This is a genomic window from Desulfovibrio desulfopostgatei (genome assembly GCF_053570645.1).
Map to the genome: position 1 here is coordinate 832371 of NZ_JBRBQS010000002.1, position 16594 is coordinate 848964.

14 protein-coding genes are annotated in these 16594 nt (G+C 53.3%); all 14 read left to right on the forward strand.

Translation table 11 applies throughout. The features are described 5' to 3' along the window. Positions 1-181 precede the first annotated feature (181 nt). The gene (locus ACUZ9Q_RS03740) at positions 182-1525 is read left to right on the forward strand and encodes an anaerobic C4-dicarboxylate transporter (RefSeq protein WP_215647141.1); all 1344 of its coding nucleotides are present in this window, start codon (positions 182-184) and stop codon (positions 1523-1525) included. A 33-nt stretch (positions 1526-1558) separates the two neighbouring features. Next, positions 1559-2209, forward strand: a complete 651-nt coding sequence (locus tag ACUZ9Q_RS03745) for a succinate dehydrogenase/fumarate reductase cytochrome b subunit (RefSeq protein WP_215647140.1) — start codon at positions 1559-1561, stop codon at positions 2207-2209. A 10-nt stretch (positions 2210-2219) separates the two neighbouring features. After that, positions 2220-4070 carry a fumarate reductase flavoprotein subunit gene (locus ACUZ9Q_RS03750; protein WP_449247341.1) on the forward strand — a complete coding sequence of 617 codons (1851 nt, stop codon included), beginning with the start codon at positions 2220-2222 and terminating at the stop codon, positions 4068-4070. Between the two features lie 2 nt (positions 4071-4072). Further along, positions 4073-4855, forward strand: coding sequence for a fumarate reductase iron-sulfur subunit (locus tag ACUZ9Q_RS03755; RefSeq protein ID WP_215647139.1), 783 nt, complete (start codon positions 4073-4075; stop codon positions 4853-4855). Positions 4856-5106: 251 nt separating this feature from the next. Continuing rightward, positions 5107-6846 carry a transporter substrate-binding domain-containing protein gene (locus tag ACUZ9Q_RS03760; protein WP_215647138.1) on the forward strand — a complete coding sequence of 580 codons (1740 nt, stop codon included), beginning with the start codon at positions 5107-5109 and terminating at the stop codon, positions 6844-6846. Next, complete coding sequence (locus ACUZ9Q_RS03765; protein ID WP_192113611.1) at positions 6843-8264, forward strand: sigma-54-dependent transcriptional regulator; 1422 nt, start codon at positions 6843-6845, stop codon at positions 8262-8264. The genes ACUZ9Q_RS03760 and ACUZ9Q_RS03765 overlap by 4 nt, the downstream gene beginning before the upstream one ends. A gap of 454 nt (positions 8265-8718) precedes the next feature. Continuing rightward, entirely contained in the window at positions 8719-9558 is an 840-nt protein-coding gene (locus ACUZ9Q_RS03770; protein ID WP_192113609.1) for a fumarate hydratase, read from the forward strand. Continuing rightward, positions 9558-10118 carry a Fe-S-containing hydro-lyase gene (locus tag ACUZ9Q_RS03775; RefSeq protein WP_323390653.1) on the forward strand — a complete coding sequence of 187 codons (561 nt, stop codon included), beginning with the start codon at positions 9558-9560 and terminating at the stop codon, positions 10116-10118. Before ACUZ9Q_RS03770 ends, ACUZ9Q_RS03775 begins: the two co-directional genes overlap by 1 nt. 1220 nt (positions 10119-11338) lie before the next feature. Beyond that, the gene (locus ACUZ9Q_RS03780) at positions 11339-12106 is read left to right on the forward strand and encodes an SDR family NAD(P)-dependent oxidoreductase (RefSeq protein ID WP_227118756.1); all 768 of its coding nucleotides are present in this window, start codon (positions 11339-11341) and stop codon (positions 12104-12106) included. 57 nt (positions 12107-12163) lie between these two features. After that, on the forward strand, positions 12164-13228 hold the full coding sequence (locus ACUZ9Q_RS03785) for an ABC transporter substrate-binding protein (protein ID WP_192113606.1): 1065 nt from the start codon (positions 12164-12166) through the stop codon (positions 13226-13228). Positions 13229-13320: 92 nt separating this feature from the next. Continuing rightward, positions 13321-14169 (forward strand): ABC transporter permease, encoded by an 849-nt coding sequence (locus ACUZ9Q_RS03790; RefSeq protein WP_192113605.1) that lies wholly within the window; start codon positions 13321-13323, stop codon positions 14167-14169. Continuing rightward, positions 14166-14945, forward strand: a complete 780-nt coding sequence (locus tag ACUZ9Q_RS03795; protein ID WP_192113604.1) for an ABC transporter permease — start codon at positions 14166-14168, stop codon at positions 14943-14945. The genes ACUZ9Q_RS03790 and ACUZ9Q_RS03795 overlap by 4 nt, the downstream gene beginning before the upstream one ends. Then, entirely contained in the window at positions 14942-15712 is a 771-nt protein-coding gene (locus ACUZ9Q_RS03800; protein WP_192113603.1) for an ABC transporter ATP-binding protein, read from the forward strand. The genes ACUZ9Q_RS03795 and ACUZ9Q_RS03800 overlap by 4 nt, the downstream gene beginning before the upstream one ends. Positions 15713-15721: 9 nt before the next feature. Further along, a complete protein-coding gene (locus ACUZ9Q_RS03805) occupies positions 15722-16495 on the forward strand; it encodes an ABC transporter ATP-binding protein (RefSeq protein ID WP_192113602.1) in 774 nt (257 codons plus the stop codon). Positions 16496-16594 lie beyond the last annotated feature (99 nt).

Here is a 16594-nt window from a genome sequence, read left to right on the forward strand (position 1 = left end):
AAAATTATATATATCAAATTATTACATAGAGGTATTCACTCTGGCATCAAACCTGCTTTCTCCCCCGTTATCTGTCACGCGCTGCATGTAAGGCGGTAGTTCCAAAGCACTATCGTGCAGTTCAGCCATGTGTGGCTGAGCGGTCATATCATGAAACAAAATAACGAAAATGGGAGATTTCATGCTGACACTGCAACTTTGTGTCATTCTGGCCTGTCTGCTGTTGGGTACACGATACGGCGGCATGGGGCTGGGCCTCATCAGCGGCATTGGTTTGTTCATTCTCTGTTTTGTTTTCAACGTGCAGCCGGGCAAGCCGCCCGTCGATGTCATTCTTACGATTCTGGCCGTTATAGGTTGCGCGGCCACGCTGCAAACGGCTGGTGGGCTCGATGTGCTCATGCGTGTGGCGGAACGCCTGCTTCGCAAACACCCGGAACACATCACCCTGCTGGCTCCCATCACCACATGGTTTCTTACGCTGCTGTGCGGTACCGGCCACGTGGCGTACACCATGTTCCCCATTATCTATGACATCGCCATCAACAAGGGCATTCGTCCTGAAAGGCCTATGGCTGTCGCTTCTGTTTCAGCGCAGATAGGCATCTGTGCATCACCCGTTTCTGTTGCCGTTGTTTCGATGGTTTCCATGCTCGGGCAGGCCCACGGTGTGGGAACTGCCATAAGCATTGTCACTTTGTTGGCCATTTCCATTCCCTCCACCTTCGTGGGCGTATTGTGCGCTGGTTTGTGGTCCATGCACCGTGGCAAAGACCTGGACAAGGATCCGGAATTTCAGAAGCGCCTGGCCGACCCGGAAACCAAGGCATACATATACGGCGGTGGCAGCACATTGATGGACAAGGTGTTTCCCCCGGAAGCCTTCCGCGCCGTGTGGTTCTTTTTTGCCGCAATAGCCGCAGTGGTGGTGCTGGGCGCTTTTGCAGAGCTGCGCCCCTCTTTCGGCCCACCGAACAAGCTCGCACCTCTTTCCATGAACATTGTCATTCAGATGATCATGCTCATTGCTGGCGCGTGCATCCTTATGTTCTGCAAGGTCAAGCAGCAGGCCATATCAAGTAGCGCCGTCTTCAAGGCTGGGATGGTCGCCATCTTTTCCGTTTTTGGCGTGGCCTGGATGACTGACAGCTTTTTCCATGCTCACCTTGGTTTCATCAAGGGGGAACTGGCAAGCGTGGTGACAGCTTATCCCTGGACGTACGCTCTGGTGCTTGTGTTTGTCTCCAAGCTTGTGAACAGCCAGGCGGCCGCACTGGCGGCGGTTGTTCCCCTTGGCCTCAGTCTCGGTCTTGAGCCCAAGCTGCTTCTGGCCTTCATGCCCATGTGCTACGGCTACTTTATCCTGCCCACCTATCCCAGCGATCTGGCCTGCATCAATTTTGACAGATCGGGCACCACGTGCATCGGCAAGTTCATCATCAATCACAGTTTCATTATCCCTGGTGCCATCGGCATTACCGTGGGCACGCTTGTAAGCTACGCCCTGGTCATGACTTTCCTGTAACCAGCATGCACGACAGGGATATCGGGAGAAATTATGAGTCAGGTTTTGTACAATGCCGGGGAATCCCCGCACATCAGATCTGAATCGCGGCTGGATTTTTTCCAGGCGATATCAGGCGTGCTGCTCATCGCCTTTCTTTGGGCGCATCTGCTCATGGTGGGCAGTGTTATCATTAGCCCTTCTGCCATGAATGCTCTTGGCTGGTTTCTTGAAACCACCTACATGGCCCAGATCGGCGGGCCAATCATCTTCGTGCTCATGGTGGCGCATTTTCTAATCGCCGCTCGCAAGATGCCTTTTGCAGCCGGGGAATGGGGCCTTTTCTGGAACCATGCAGTGCGCCTGCGGCACAAGGATACCTGGATGTGGATTGTGCAGGTTGCGACTGCTCTGGTCATTCTGATTATGGGCAGCATCCACATGTACACCATCCTCACCCATTTGCCCATTGACGCGGCCACGAGCGCAGCACGGGTGCGCGGCGGCTGGCTGCCGTTTTATCTGGTGCTGCTGCCTCTGGCCGAGCTGCATGTGGGCATCGGTTTTTACCGCCTTGGCGTGAAGTACGGTTTTATAACAAGAAGCACGCGCTCCCGCTGGCAGCGTGGCGAGTATATGATGATGGGCGGTTTTGTGGCCATTGGCCTTATGACCCTGCTGCGCCTCTGGCTGCTGGCCGGATAGGAGGACTTACGTGCGAGTTTTTCAGACTGATCTGCTCTGCATAGGCGCCGGACTCGCCGGCGAGCGCGTTGCCGTGGAAGCGGCCCAGGCCGGGTTTGACGTTATCTGCCTGTCTCTTGTTCCTCCACGCCGTTCGCATTCATCGGCGGCGCAGGGGGGGATGCAGGCGGCCCTCGGCAACTCCATCATGGGCGAAGGCGACAGCCCCGACGTGCATTTTATGGATACCGTTAAAGGTTCCGACTGGGGCTGCGACCAGGAAGTGGCCCGCATTTTTGCAGACACTGCGCCCATAGCCATGCGCGAGATGGCCTATCTTGGCGTGCCCTGGAACCGCGTGGAACCTGGCGAACATACCTACTTTAAGGGAGGCAAGCCCTTTCAGGCAAAGGAAAAAGCCGAAAACGCTGGCCTCATTCACGCCCGCGCCTTTGGCGGAACAGCCAAATGGCGCACCTGCTATACAGCGGACGGCACAGGACATTCCGTGCTCTTCACCCTGGATAACCGCCTGCTGCAACTGGGTGTGGACGTGCACGACCGCATGCAGGCCGAAGCGCTCATTCATGACGGGCAGACCTGCCAGGGCTGTGTTGCACGCTGTTTGCGCACTGGCGAACTGGTGGCCTATCTGGCGCGCGCAACGCTTATTGCCACAGGCGGTTACGGGCGCATTTATCGCGCCACAACCAACGCCGTCATTTGTGATGGTGGAGGGCAGATAGCCGCTCTGGAAACCGGCCTGGTACCCATGGGCAACATGGAGGCCGTGCAGTTTCACCCCACGGGTACAGTGCCCACCGACATCCTTGTTACCGAAGGCTGCCGGGGTGACGGCGGAACCCTGCTTGACGTCAACGGCTATCGTTTCATGCCCGACTACGAACCGGAAAAAGCAGAGCTGGCCTCCCGCGATGTGGTTTCCCGGCGCATGACCGAGCACATGCGCAAGGGGTTTGGCGTAAAAAGCCCGTATGGCGACCACCTGTGGCTGGATATCCGCCATCTGGGTGAAAAGCACATCACCACTAATCTGCGTGAAGTATATGAAATAGCCACAAATTTTCTTGGCGTTGATCCCATTCACCAGCCCATTCCCGTGCGCCCGACCCAACACTACAGCATGGGCGGCGTACGCACCGACAAGGACGGTGCGGCCTACGGTCTGAAAGGCCTGTATGCCGCAGGCGAGGCCGCCTGCTGGGACATGCACGGTTTTAACCGCCTGGGGGGCAACTCCTTGTCCGAGACAATTGTCGCTGGCCGTGTAGTGGGTGCCAAAATTGTGGAATTTCTTCAGGGGCACGACTCTGTGTTTTCCACAGCCGCCATGCGTGATGCGGAAAACCTGGTCAAAAGCCGCATAGCGGCCTTGTGCCGTGGCGGAAGTGAAAACTGCTTTACGCTGCGCAACGCCATGCAGGACGTCATGATGGAGCATGTGGGCATTTTCCGTAACAGCCAGGACCTGGAAGAAGGCGTGGAAAAACTTCAGGATCTGCTTGAGCGCTGTAAAAATATCGGGCTCAGCGGCACATCCGGCAGCGCGTTCAGTCCTGAAATTTCCACTGCCCTGCGCATGCCCGGCATGATCAAGCTTGCACTGTGCACTGCCTATGGAGCGCTCATGCGCACCGAAAGCCGTGGAGCGCACACGCGTGAAGACTTTCCCGAGCGCAATGACCAGCAGTGGCTCAACCGCACTCTGGCGCACTGGAAAGAAGGTGATAGCTTGCCGACACTCAGCTACGAGCCGGCAACTCCGTGGTATGAAATTCCCCCGGGTGAACGAGGCTACGGCGGTGGCAAAATCATTGCCGCCGAGATTTCTCCCGGCATGATCAAGAAGCAAGGAGCATAGGCATGGCACGCACTCTTCATCTGGAGATATTCCGGCATAATCCCTCTGACCCGGAATCAAAACCGCGCATGCAGCACTTTGAGATGGAAGAAACCGCGAGCATGACGCTCTTTCTGGTGCTTTCGCAGATCCGCGAAACCATGGACGCTACGCTCCAGTTTGATTTCTGCTGCCGCGCGGGCATCTGCGGTTCATGCGCCATGGTCATTAATGGCCGCCCCGGTCTTGCCTGCCACACGCGCACTTCCGACCTGCCCGATCACATCAGCCTGCATCCTCTGCCGGTGTTCAAACTGCTGGGGGACCTTTCTGTGGACACGGGCACATGGTTCAGACAGGTAGGGCAGAAGATCGAGTCATGGGTTCATACCAGCAAACCCTTTGAACCCCATGCCCCGGAAGAGCGCATGACCAACACGCTTGCCAACGAAATCTTTGAACTTGACCGCTGCGTTGAGTGCGGCTGCTGCGTGGCGGCGTGCGGTACGGCCCTTATGCGCAACGACTTCATCGGGGCTACAAGTATCAACCGTCTGGCGCGGTTTTATATAGACCCTCGTGATGAACGCACAAGCGATAGCTTTTATGAACTGATCGGAGACGATTCCGGCGTTTTTGGTTGCATGGGCCTGCTGGCCTGCGAAGATGTCTGCCCCAAGAGAATACCGCTTCAGGATCAGCTGGGCATCATGCGGCGCATGGCCACGCTGGAATCCGTACGCGGCATCTTGCCCAGCGCAATCCGCAAAAAGTTTCTAGGCTGCAAAGAAAGTAGCAGTTGCTGAAATTGTATTGGTTATGAAAACTGTTGAAATGCACCATTGGAGGCCAAGAACAAAACTATTGCCTGTTTTGTTGTAGCCCTTGCAGAAGGGGGCAAGCCATACTGCCCCCTTCTGCAAAATAGCTTTTTCCAGCGGCTATACGCGTAGTTCCACACTGCGCGCATGTAGCGATCTGTAGTCTGTGCCATGCATATAACATAAAATATATGTTAATGAGTTGACGCTTTAGAAAAAACACGGCAGGAATAACCATGGTTACACTATTGGTACGCATGCTTCTGGCGCTCCTGCTTCTTTCTACTGCCGTTTCCTCCTCCGCAGCAGTGGAATATAGTGAAAATGATACATCCGCAGAGCCCCCTGGGGTTCTGCGCTCCTTGCTTGTTGGCGGTGACCGTGACTACCCGCCTTATGAATTCCTCGACAAAAGCGGCAAGCCTGCCGGATTCAATGTTGATCTGACCCGTGCTGTCGCAGAAACAATGGGTATGCAGGTTGAGTTCCGCCTTGGCGGCTGGTCTTCTGAACTGGCAGCTCTCAAACGGGGAGATCTGGACATGCTTCAGGGGATGACCTCTTCCGAAGATCGTTCCAGGTATTTGGATTTCGTACCGCATACCATTGTCAATCATGCCATTTTTGCACGCAGGGATACTCCTCCTGTTTCTTCACTTGATGAGCTTGAGGGGAAAAAAGTTATAGTCCATCGAGCTGGCTACATGAATGAAGTGCTGGCCTCCAAAGGGTTTGCACAGGATCTGATTCTTACCGACACCCCTGCCGACGGGCTGCGCCTGTTGGCCTCAGGCCAGGGCGAATATGCCGTGGTGGCTGTTTTGCCAGGCAACTACATTATCCGGGAGAACAAACTGCACAATCTTTACGTTGTGGTCAGTTCTGTGGCCTCGGTGCGCTATGGGTACGCGGCGCTCAAGGGCAATGAAATGCTCATGTCCCGGCTGAGCGAAGGATTGGCCATCCTGCGGGAAACCGGGCGCTATCAGGCTATCCACGACAAATGGCTGGGCGTGCTGGAAACCGGGAAAGTTCGGTGGGAAACCGTGGCCCTGTACGCCGGGGCGATTATTGTGCCCCTGCTGATAGTGCTTGGCGGCGTAGTGCTGTGGACGCATATTCTGCGCAAGCAGGTGGCGCAACGCACCCGCTCGCTGAGCATGGCGCTTGATGAACTTTCGCGCAACCAGCGCCAGCTGGTGCAGGCCGATAAAATGGCGGCATTGGGCATACTTGTGTCTGGTGTTGCCCATGAGATTAACAATCCCAATGGCCTGATTCTTCTTAATATTCCAATTCTTCGCAGAGTGTTGGCCGATGTGACGCGCATGCTTGATGAACTGCGTGAGCGCGAAGGATTGTTTACACTGGGCGGCATTTCCTATGAACGCATGCGTAGCGAACTGCCCATGATGCTCGACGAAATGCAGGAAGGCGCGTTGCGGATAAAGCGTATTGTTAATGATCTTAAGGATTTTGCACGACGTGAAGAGGGCGTGGGAAAGTCCCTCATCGACATAAACGATGCCTCGCGCAAGGCCGTGCGCCTTGTTGAATCCACCATCCGCAAGCACACCGACCATTTTTCCGCCAACTACGAGGACGATTTGCCCTTTGTGTGGGGCAGCTCCCAACGCATCGAACAGGTTGTGGTCAATCTGGTGCTCAATGCCTGTCAGGCTTTGCCGGACAAGTCTCGAGCGATTGTCATAACCACACATTACGACCCGGAAAAGGCAGTTGTTGATTTGTGTGTGCGGGATGAGGGGACGGGCATCAATCCCGAGCAGTTGCAGCATCTGACTGACCCCTTTTTTACCACCAAGCGTGAAACAGGGGGCACAGGGCTGGGGCTGTCCGTCTCCGCGGGCATTCTGAAAGAGCACGGTGGTACGCTGACTTTTGAATCATGCCCAGGGTGCTGGACAAAAGCCACACTGACAATCCCTGTGGCCAAGGAGAACTGCGACCAATGAACCCCGCCCTCAATCCAGATTTCGGTATTCTCATAGTGGATGACGAGCCCGCCTGGCTGCGGGCCCTTTCGCTCACGCTGGAGTCATCGGCAGGTATCACAAATGTCTTTTTGTGTGAGGACAGCCGCAAGGCTTTGCCGCTGTTGAGCAAGGGCAATATAGGCCTTGTGATTCTTGACCTGACCATGCCCCATATTTCCGGCGAGGAGATTTTGGCCTCAATTGCCGAGCAGTTTCCTGAAACGGCCTGTATCATCATCAGCGGGGTCAGCCAGCTGGATACTGCCGTGCGCTGTATGAAGCTGGGCGCTTTTGACTATTACATCAAGACTGATGAGGAAGACCGCATTGTGGGCGGGGTGCAGCGCGCCATACGGATGCTGGAACTGCGCAGGGAAAATCTTGAAGTAAAAAACAGGCTTGTAGCGGGAGGGGCACAGCACCCTGAAGCCTTTGCTTCCATTATCACCCGTTCATGGACTATGCATGGCGTTTTTGCCTACATTGAGGCTGTTGCCAAAAGCCCCCAGCCTCTGCTTGTGACCGGTGAGTCCGGCGTGGGGAAGGAAAATCTGGTTGCGGCAGCCCATGCGATCAGTGGGCGTGACGGCCCATTGGTGGCTGTGAATGTTGCCGGGCTTGATGATGCCGTTTTTGCCGATACGCTTTTTGGACATGTGCGCGGCGCATACACCGGAGCTGCTACACCGCGTAAGGGCATGATAGAAGAGGCCGCCGGGGGGACGCTTTTTCTTGACGAAATCGGCGACCTTTCCCTGTCCTCGCAGGTCAAGCTTCTGCGGTTGCTTCAGGAAGGCGAATATTATCCCTTGGGCGCAGACCAGCCTAAACGTCTGCACGCCCGCATCATTGTGGCCACGCATCGTGATCTGGCTGTAGACGAGGCAGAGGGACGTTTTCGGCGTGATCTGTACTTTCGCCTGCGCACCCACCATGTGCATATCCCGCCACTGCGTGAACGCGCTGAAGACATCGGCCTTTTGATGCGGCATTTTCTTGCCGAAGCTGCCAGTACCATGGGCAAAACTGCGCCTGCCATTCCTTCTGGTCTGGAAGAATATCTGTCGGTTTATGCCTTCCCCGGAAACGTACGCGAGCTGCGGGCCATGATTTATGATGCTGTGAGCCTCAGTAACGGCCCTGAATTGTCTACTATGGGCATTCAGGCCATTGTGGGATGCAACGCTTCACACCTGACATCCCTTGAGGCCACAGGCAATCCCTTTGCTGTGTGCGAGCATTTGCCCAGCCTTGCCGAAGCGGACAAACTGCTGATTTCCGAGGCTATGCTCAGGGCAGGGGGAAATCAGACCATGGCCGCACGATTGTTGGGCATTTCTCAGCCTGCGCTTTCCAAAAGGCTCAAATCATCCCGAGAAGTTGCTGACCAGAACTAACAATTCGCAGTTTTTGGGGGCGTGGCGTATAACTTTTAGAATGCTCCAATACCGTTTGTTATAAAAGACACAAGCAAGAAAGGCTGCGATTTCTCTCTTGATATTCCATCTCCGCCATAACTTTTGTTATGGCGGAGATTTCTTTATCGGGGCGAGATATTTGAAAAAATATTATACTTAAGGGGGTTATGAAAAAAATGAGAGATGGCATCAAACATGCTTTTCCACATTATAAACCCACTCTGCAAAGAGCGGTAATGCTGGGGCCTTTGCGTCATTCGCCGTACATGATTGGGCTGCTGCACAGTATGGATGAGCAGCAAAAACAACGCTCGAAATAAAGAGCTTCGGCGAGTTCAGCAGGACACATGATTTCCCCAATGTGATTTTAAGTATGCTTGCAGCTACCTTTTGCTGATAACCTTTTGCAACCTTAACGGAGCGCGAAAACAGTATGCGAACCATACCAAGACAAACGATAGTGGATACAGTGGCTTCCATGTGTATGGCGGCTGGTCGCTATTTGCCAGATGACGTTCTGGAAGCACTGGCAACGGCCGAAAAGGGCGAATCACTGGAATCCGCCAGGGGAATTCTGGCGCAGTTGGTGGACAATGCGGCCCTTTCCTCCAAAACAGGTTTGCCCCTCTGCCAAGACTGCGGCCTTGGCGTGTTTTTTGTTGAAGCAGGGGAGGATGTGCGCGTGGAGGGCGGCACCCTGCGCGAAGCAATCAACGCGGGCATGGTGAAGGGCTACAAGGATGGCTTTTTGCGCAAATCCACGTGCGACCCCTTTACCCGTCAGAACGTGGGCGACAATTCTCCCGCTATTATCCATTTTGACATTGTTCCCGGTGACAAAATCAAGATTACCATGATGGCCAAGGGGGGCGGTTCCGAGAATATGTCGCGCGTCACCATGCTGGCTCCGGCGCAAGGGTGGAAAGGTATACGCGAATTTGTCATCCGGCGCGTTGCGGAATCTGGTTCCAACCCATGTCCGCCTATTCTGGTGGGCGTGGGCATTGGTGGAAACTTTGAGCTGGCCGCCATCAACGCCAAAAGAGCTCTCATGCGAGAAGTGGATGATGTTCACCCTGATCCCAAGGTCGCCGGGATGGAAGCCGATTTGCTGCAATCCATAAACCGCCTGGGCATTGGCCCCATGGGGCTTGGCGGCGATACCACTTGCCTTGGGGTAAAAATATCTGTCGTTCCCTGTCACCTGGCCAGCCTGCCTCTTGCCGTAAACATTCAGTGCCACAGCTCTCGTCACAAGGAGGTTACGCTCTAATGTCTGAACATTATTTGACCACCCCGCTTTCTGATGAAGCTGTGGAGCAACTGCGTATTGGTGATACGGTGTATTTGACAGGTGTTATCTATACGGGACGCGATGCCGCGCACAAGCGTCTTGTGGATGCCTTGGACGCGGGGCAACCCTTGCCTTTTGATCCCAAGGGTGCAGTTATCTATTATGTTGGGCCGTCTCCGGCCATCCCCGGCTATGCCATCGGCGCAGCCGGGCCAACCACCAGCTACCGTATGGATTCCTATGCGCCGCGTCTGATGGAACAAGGCCTCAAGGGAATGATAGGCAAGGGTATGCGCTCGGTCGACGTGAAAAAGTCCATGGTCGAGCACAAGGCCGTGTATCTGGGTGCAACGGGCGGGGCTGGCGCGCTGTTGAGTGTGCGCATCAAGGAAGCCAGGGTTATCGCCTATGATGATCTGGGGCCTGAAGCCATCCGAGAACTTGTGGTGGAGAATTTCCCGGTCATTGTCATAAATGACTGTCGCGGCGGCGATCAGTACGCGGTTCCGAAACTGGAAGAGGCGCTGGGACAAGCGTAGAGGCGTTGCACCAAGGCTGCAATATCCCCGAATGTATATTTTGCGGCATCGGTGGGTCGGTCATCGATGCCGCTCCTGCTCCATCCAAAGCCCCATAGCAAACCTTGAACCACCCTGAAATGTCAGATGTCCAGCATGGTCTATAGGCATCACAAAAATTTGTATAATATTCGATAATTCCGTCGGTGTTTGGCAATTGCGCCCGCGGCACATGTTGGGCATGCAAAAAGGGGAAATGGATTCCTTTGCGCTGAGTAGCAAAAGCACGAGGTAGCGCTTTACGCCGGGCAGTGCGCCGCGAGCCGCCGCGTAGGCGGGAGGTGTCCGCGTGGCATAAAAACTACTCCACCTCAAAGTTACTGCCGCGTAGCTGGTTCAAAAACACGCGGGGCAAACTCCCGTTTTGCCTCCATGGGTTGGATCCCACGTAGGTGAGATTCATATGCCTTGCCCCCCCCCATGAATTTGTTGAGCTATTTGTAAAAAGTCACATCCAAAATTCCCTCCTGACAGTGCAACTCGATATCTCCCCCCGCATCCTCAGCTTGCCGCAATATCCCCCTAATCTGCCAGATTAAACCTGCTTTATTTTTATACCACCGTCTCTGAGGTGTGAGCAGTGCCGGGCGCATCCGGCATTTGGCACAGGCTGTGCGTATGTGAACACTGTTGGCTGGAGATTGTTGCACCAAATAACTGATCATTTTTTTTATGAAATCGTAGAGGCTATTATGTGATGTTTTTTTGCAATGCGATGCCTGCTTTTTGTGTAATTTTGCACAAAGCTTGTGGGCATATTTATGCTAATACACTATAATAAAACAATAAGTATATTATGCGCCTGCGTTGTTTTTTTTGCAACATTCTAATTGTGTTGTGTAAACTTGCAAAGAGAAACCATTACTAAAATATTATAATATCCTGTTTATAAATGGGATATTTGAGAAGCTAAGTTTGGATGTAGGCTAGAAAGAAAGTTGTACTTAGTATTTTGGGTCGGCTTAGTTATTTGTTAAAATAAGCACAATATTAAATTTTTATATAACATGCTAAAATTAATTATATTTTTTTTATCATACCCTAATTTAAAACAAAAATTTCGCTTTTTTGTAAAAAAAATCACAAATGGCCTGTTTTTTGCTGTTTCAAAAGTACGGCCTGATTTTAGGTACTCCAATATACGTATTGCACTTTTTGCCACCGTTTTTACTGGAGATTCTATGCAGCTTGCAGGTTTGTTTGACCTTTCGGGCAAAACGGCACTTGTTACTGGTGGAAATTCGGGGTTGGGTCTGGCAATGGCCCGTGCCCTTGGGCTTGCTGGAGCAAAACTCATCCTTCTGGCAAGGCGGCCCGATGCCCTGCAAAGTGCTGCCGAGGATCTGCATTCAGAGGGTGTCCGCGTGCAGACTTATTCTGCCGATCTTTCTGATCCAGAACTCGCGCTTGAGTGCGGCAGGGCAATTGTAAGCCAGTTTGGCCCTGTTGATATTCTGGTCAATGCTGCTGGCATAAACCTTCGCCAACCTTTCGGTCAGGTAACGCCCGAATCGTGGAGCGCGCAGCTCAACCTTCATCTATCCGCACCATTTTTTCTTTCTCAGGTTCTGGCTCCCCAGATGTCCCTCCGGGGATGGGGCCGTATAATCAATGTCGCATCCCTTCAGTCTTTCCGCGCTTTTGCAGACAGTGCCCCCTACGGGGCTGGCAAAGGGGGTCTTATTCAGCTCACCCGCGCCATTGCCAGAGAATGGTCGCCCTACGGCATAACCTGCAATGCCATTGGCCCCGGTTTTTTCCCTACAGAACTGACGCGCCCGGTTTTTGACAATCCTGATCTGGCCGAAAAGAACGCCTCTCAGACATGCTTGGGGCGCAACGGCAGGCTCGAGGATATCTACGGCTGTACCGTGTTTCTGGCCAGCGATGCCTCCGAATACATAACCGGCCAGGTAATTATGGTTGATGGTGGTTTCAGCGCCCGTTGAGAGGGCTTGGTTGCAAATATGATTGGCCTTTTGTGTCTGAGAAAAAGGAGTTCGTAGATGAAAAATTTTTGTGCTGCCTTACTGTTGCTGGCAGGTCTGGCCGGAGGATTGTTGCCTGAGGCCGCTGTTGCCGAAGAAAAACCCGTGGTTCGTACCAGCGCCCAACCTTGCCTGCATGGTTTCCCCATGTGGTATGCCGAAAAACAGGGCTGGCTCAAGGACGCCCCCTTTACCGTAAAGTTTATGCTTTTTGCTTCTGGCGCACCTCAGACAGAAGCCTTGGCCGCTGACCAGTGGGATATCGGAACCATGGGCACAGTGCCCACCATGATGGCCAGCATGCGCTATGGCTACAAACTCATTGGCGTATCCAACGAAGAAGGCGCCACAAACGATTTGTGGGTGCGGCCCGATTCGCCCCTGCTCAAGCACAAGGCTGCGCTGCCCGGTTTCCCGGAAATCATAGGCAATACAGAAGACTGGAAGGGCAAGAAAATTCTGGCAACCACCGTTTCCACCGGCCACTACGCCCTGACCGCCACGCTTAAGGCCCTGGGCCTTAACGACAGCGACGTGGCCATCGTGCACATGGAACAGGGCCAGGCCATGACTGCCTTCAGTGCTGGTCAGGGCGATATCCTTCAGTTGTGGGCCCCGCTCAGCTATGTGGCAGAAGCCAAGGGCTGGACCAAGGTTTCATCGGGCATGGCGGCCAAGGTTCGCATTGCCGGTGGCATTGGCGCGCGTAAGGACTTTGCGGAAAAGCACCCGGATCTGGTGGTTGCCTGGCTTGGCATCTATATGCGTATCATTGAAGGCATGAAGGCCAATCCCGAACAGTATGTGAAGCCCTTGCTTGAATACTTTAACGGTTACTGCGGTCTTGAGCTCACCGAAGAACAGGTGCGTATGGAATTCAAGTACCGCCCGCTCTATAGCGTGAGCGAACAGGTCAACGCCCTTGAAGACCCGGCCAAGCTGGCCACATGGATGAGCGGCGTTGCCAACTTTATGTTCGACCAGGGCCGCATCACCAAGAAAGAATTTGACCGCTACGTCAAGGCCAACTTCTTCATTGATCCCAGTTTCATGAAAAAGCTTGCCGCAGAAACTTCCAAATAACATTGGGACATCTGCTGTATTGATAATCGCCTCATGCGCCTTTCCGGGGCTGCCAGACGCGAGTCTGCGGCCCCGGAAATCGAGGAGTAACAATGACATCTATCCGTGAACAGAAAAACGATGGAAGCCAAGAGTTGAGCCTGGAAATACAGAAGGCCAACTACTTTGCAACCGCGGCCAAAGAAAACTGGATATCAATGGTGAGCTTTGCGGTTTTTATTCTGGCGTGGGAACTAATCTGTCAGTATGAGATTATAGGTCCCTACCAACTTGTACCGCCATCAGAAGTCATCACCGTCTTTTTTGACAAATTCACCCAGGTTAATCCTGACGGAGGCCTGCTACAGCAGCACGCCGCAGCCAGTCTGCTGTTGGCGCTCACTGGTTTTGTGGTTGCCGTGCTTGTAGGGGTTCCGCTAGGGCTTTTTATGGGCTGGTACCCCAAGGTCAACATGCTTGTGCGACCAATATTTGATGCAATCAGACCCATTCCGCCCATTGCCTGGATTCCCATTGCCATTCTGTGGCTGGGAATTGGCATGCCGGCAAAGGCTTTTATTATTTTTCTGGCGGCCTTTGTGCCCTGCGTAATCAATTCCTACACCGGGATACGTCTTACCAATCCCGTGCTTATCCGTGTGGCGGAAATTTATGGTGCTTCCAATTTTGAAACATTCCGCAAAATAGGCGTACCCTCGGCCATCCCCATGATTTTTACGGGCATGAAGCTATCCCTCAATGCGGCGTGGACAACGCTTGTGGCCGCAGAATTGTTGGCGGCTTCAGTCGGCTTGGGTTTCATGATTCAGCAGGGCAGACGCCTTGCCCGGCCCGACGTCATCATTGTCGGCATGCTGACCATCGGCCTTCTGGGTGCGCTGATGTCCTGGATCCTCACAAGGATAGAAGCACGCTTTGCCTCGTCAAGGAGGCTCTCATGAATGGTTTTATCAAAGCCAATTCCGCCTGGCTTGCGCCTATGGCATCCATCGGTGCTTTTGTGGTGCTGTGGGGGATTGTGTCACTCAAGGTCAATCCGGAGTTTTTGCCCTCGCCAGCCATGGTGTGGCATGAATTTATCCGGCTTTGTCATGTGCCTGTTGGCGGCACCAGCCTTGCCGGGCATGTGGGCTACAGCCTGCAACGGGTATTGATAGCCTTTGGCCTTGCAGTGCTCATGGGGTTGCCGCTGGGCCTGCTGATGGGGTGGAGCAGGGTTTGCGAAAAAATTGTGTCTCCCATTTTTGAGCTGCTGCGCCCCATCCCCCCCATTGCATGGATACCCATTGCCATTCTTTGGCTTGGCGTTGCGGAAGGTTCAAAGGTTTTCATCTGCTTTGTAGGCGCCTTTGTTATCATGATTCTCAACTCATATACCGGCATGCGCTATGTAGACCCACTGCTTATTGACGCGGCGCGCTCGTTTGGTGCCAGTCGGTCACAGCAGTTCTTCAACGTGGCTGTGCCTGCCTGCATGCCGTCCATATTTGCGGGTGTGCAAAATTCCCTGTCTATGGCCTGGATGTGCGTGCTCGCGGCAGAGATGGTTGGGGCGCGTGAGGGTGTCGGCTTTATCATCATTCAGGGTATGGATCTTAACAAGTCCTCCATGATTCTTGTGGGAATGATACTCATCGGTGTGGTGGGCTCTCTTCTTGCGGCGGCTTTGCGCTGGGTTGAACGTGTGCTCTGCCCCTGGAGGAGGGAAATGGTATGAATACTGATAAAAAGGTCAAAATTGCTTGCAATGACGTTTCCAAGACATTTTATGTGCCGGGTCAGAAACAGCTTTTGCATGTGCTGAACAAGGTTTCGTTAAAGGTATACGAAAACGAGTTTATGGTCATTCTTGGGCCGGGGCAAAGCGGCAAAACCGTGTTGCTCAACTGCGTAGCAGGTCTTCTGGAACCTACTGCGGGCTCAATCTGCATCAATGATGTGCCCATTTCAGGGCCTGGTACTGACCGGGGCATGGTATTTCAGCGTTACGCGCTCTTCCCGTGGAAAACAGTAGAACACAACGTGGCCTTTGGCCTTGCTGTACGCGGTGTTTCCTTAAAAGAACGGCTTAAAATTGCGCACAAGTATATCGAACTCGTGGGCCTTGCAGGTTTTGAAAAAGCCTACCCGGCGCAGCTTTCTGGCGGCATGAAGCAGCGTGTGGGTATTGCCCGTGCCTATGCCAATGACCCGGATATACTGCTTATGGACGAACCCTTTGGGGCGCTGGATGCCCAAACACGTTACGCAATGGAGCAGGAATTGCGCAGCATATGGGAAAAGGAAAAACGCACGGTCTGCTTTGTCACAAATAATATTGAAGAAGCCATCTACCTTGGCGACAGGGTTGTCGTCATGTCTGCTATGCCGGGCAAGGTAAAAACAGAGTACAACATAGATATTCCGTCACCCCGTGAGTACACGCATCCCTCGTTTCTCGCCCTGCGCAAACAGATTTCAGAAGACACCGATTTGGTGCTGTAGGAGATCAGTATGTTATTTGGAGACAAAGCCGCCTACGCCGCAAACCGGGAAGTAAAGGTTTCGGTGTCCAATCTGACCAAGCAATATGACGACCTGCTGGTGCTCAATGATATCAACTTTGATATCTATAAGGGTGAAATGCTGTGCATTGTGGGGCCGACAGGTTGCGGCAAGACAACGTTTCTGAATTGTCTTTCACGTTTTATTCCCATAACGCACGGTTCCATAAACGTCGACGGGGAATCCGCTGACCCCAGGAAACACAATATTGCCTTTGTTTTTCAGGAAGTGTCTGCCATTCCCTGGCTTACGGTAGAAGACAACATTCGCTTTGGGCTGCGCATCAAGCGGTTGCCTGAAGATGAAATTGAAAAACGCGTTGAGCGCATGCTTGATGTGGTTGGGCTCATGAAATACCGCACCTACTTTCCCCAGCAGCTTTCGGCCAGCATGGAGCAGCGGGTGGTCATAGCCAGAAACTTCGCCATCAATCCAGACCTGCTGCTCATGGACGAACCCTATGGGCAGCTTGACGTAAAACTGCGCTATTACCTTGAAGACGAGCTTATGCGCATCTGGAAGGAACTTGGAAGCACCGTTGCTTTTATTACCCACAACATTGAAGAAGCCGTGTACCTCGCAGAGCGTATCCTGATCCTTTCTCCAAAGCCCTCCACCATCAAGGAAGAGGTTATTGTGGATCTGCCCCGCCCACGCCAGTTTGATGATCCAAAGTTTGTTGCCATCCGCGACTATGTAACAGAAAGAATCAAATGGTGGTGACCCTCACTGGACACTCTTGTGCCCGGCTACTTGTGGCAGGCCGAAACATGGGCATGACGGGCAGTTGAACTCTCAAAACGTGCAGCATACTGGGGAGCG

What these genes read in the sequence shown, in the direction of transcription:
- ACUZ9Q_RS03765 (WP_192113611.1), top strand. Translation starts at nt 6,843, where the DNA reads ATGAACCCCGCCCTCAATCCAGATTTCGGTATTCTCATAGTGGATGAC.
- ACUZ9Q_RS03790 (WP_192113605.1), top strand. Translation starts at nt 13,321, where the DNA reads ATGACATCTATCCGTGAACAGAAAAACGATGGAAGCCAAGAGTTGAGC.
- ACUZ9Q_RS03795 (WP_192113604.1), top strand. Translation starts at nt 14,166, where the DNA reads ATGAATGGTTTTATCAAAGCCAATTCCGCCTGGCTTGCGCCTATGGCA.
- ACUZ9Q_RS03780 (WP_227118756.1), top strand. Translation starts at nt 11,339, where the DNA reads ATGCAGCTTGCAGGTTTGTTTGACCTTTCGGGCAAAACGGCACTTGTT.
- ACUZ9Q_RS03805 (WP_192113602.1), top strand. Translation starts at nt 15,722, where the DNA reads ATGTTATTTGGAGACAAAGCCGCCTACGCCGCAAACCGGGAAGTAAAG.
- ACUZ9Q_RS03745 (WP_215647140.1), top strand. Translation starts at nt 1,559, where the DNA reads ATGAGTCAGGTTTTGTACAATGCCGGGGAATCCCCGCACATCAGATCT.
- ACUZ9Q_RS03775 (WP_323390653.1), top strand. Translation starts at nt 9,558, where the DNA reads ATGTCTGAACATTATTTGACCACCCCGCTTTCTGATGAAGCTGTGGAG.
- ACUZ9Q_RS03740 (WP_215647141.1), top strand. Translation starts at nt 182, where the DNA reads ATGCTGACACTGCAACTTTGTGTCATTCTGGCCTGTCTGCTGTTGGGT.
- ACUZ9Q_RS03760 (WP_215647138.1), top strand. Translation starts at nt 5,107, where the DNA reads ATGGTTACACTATTGGTACGCATGCTTCTGGCGCTCCTGCTTCTTTCT.
- ACUZ9Q_RS03785 (WP_192113606.1), top strand. Translation starts at nt 12,164, where the DNA reads ATGAAAAATTTTTGTGCTGCCTTACTGTTGCTGGCAGGTCTGGCCGGA.
- ACUZ9Q_RS03770 (WP_192113609.1), top strand. Translation starts at nt 8,719, where the DNA reads ATGCGAACCATACCAAGACAAACGATAGTGGATACAGTGGCTTCCATG.
- ACUZ9Q_RS03755 (WP_215647139.1), top strand. Translation starts at nt 4,073, where the DNA reads ATGGCACGCACTCTTCATCTGGAGATATTCCGGCATAATCCCTCTGAC.
- ACUZ9Q_RS03800 (WP_192113603.1), top strand. Translation starts at nt 14,942, where the DNA reads ATGAATACTGATAAAAAGGTCAAAATTGCTTGCAATGACGTTTCCAAG.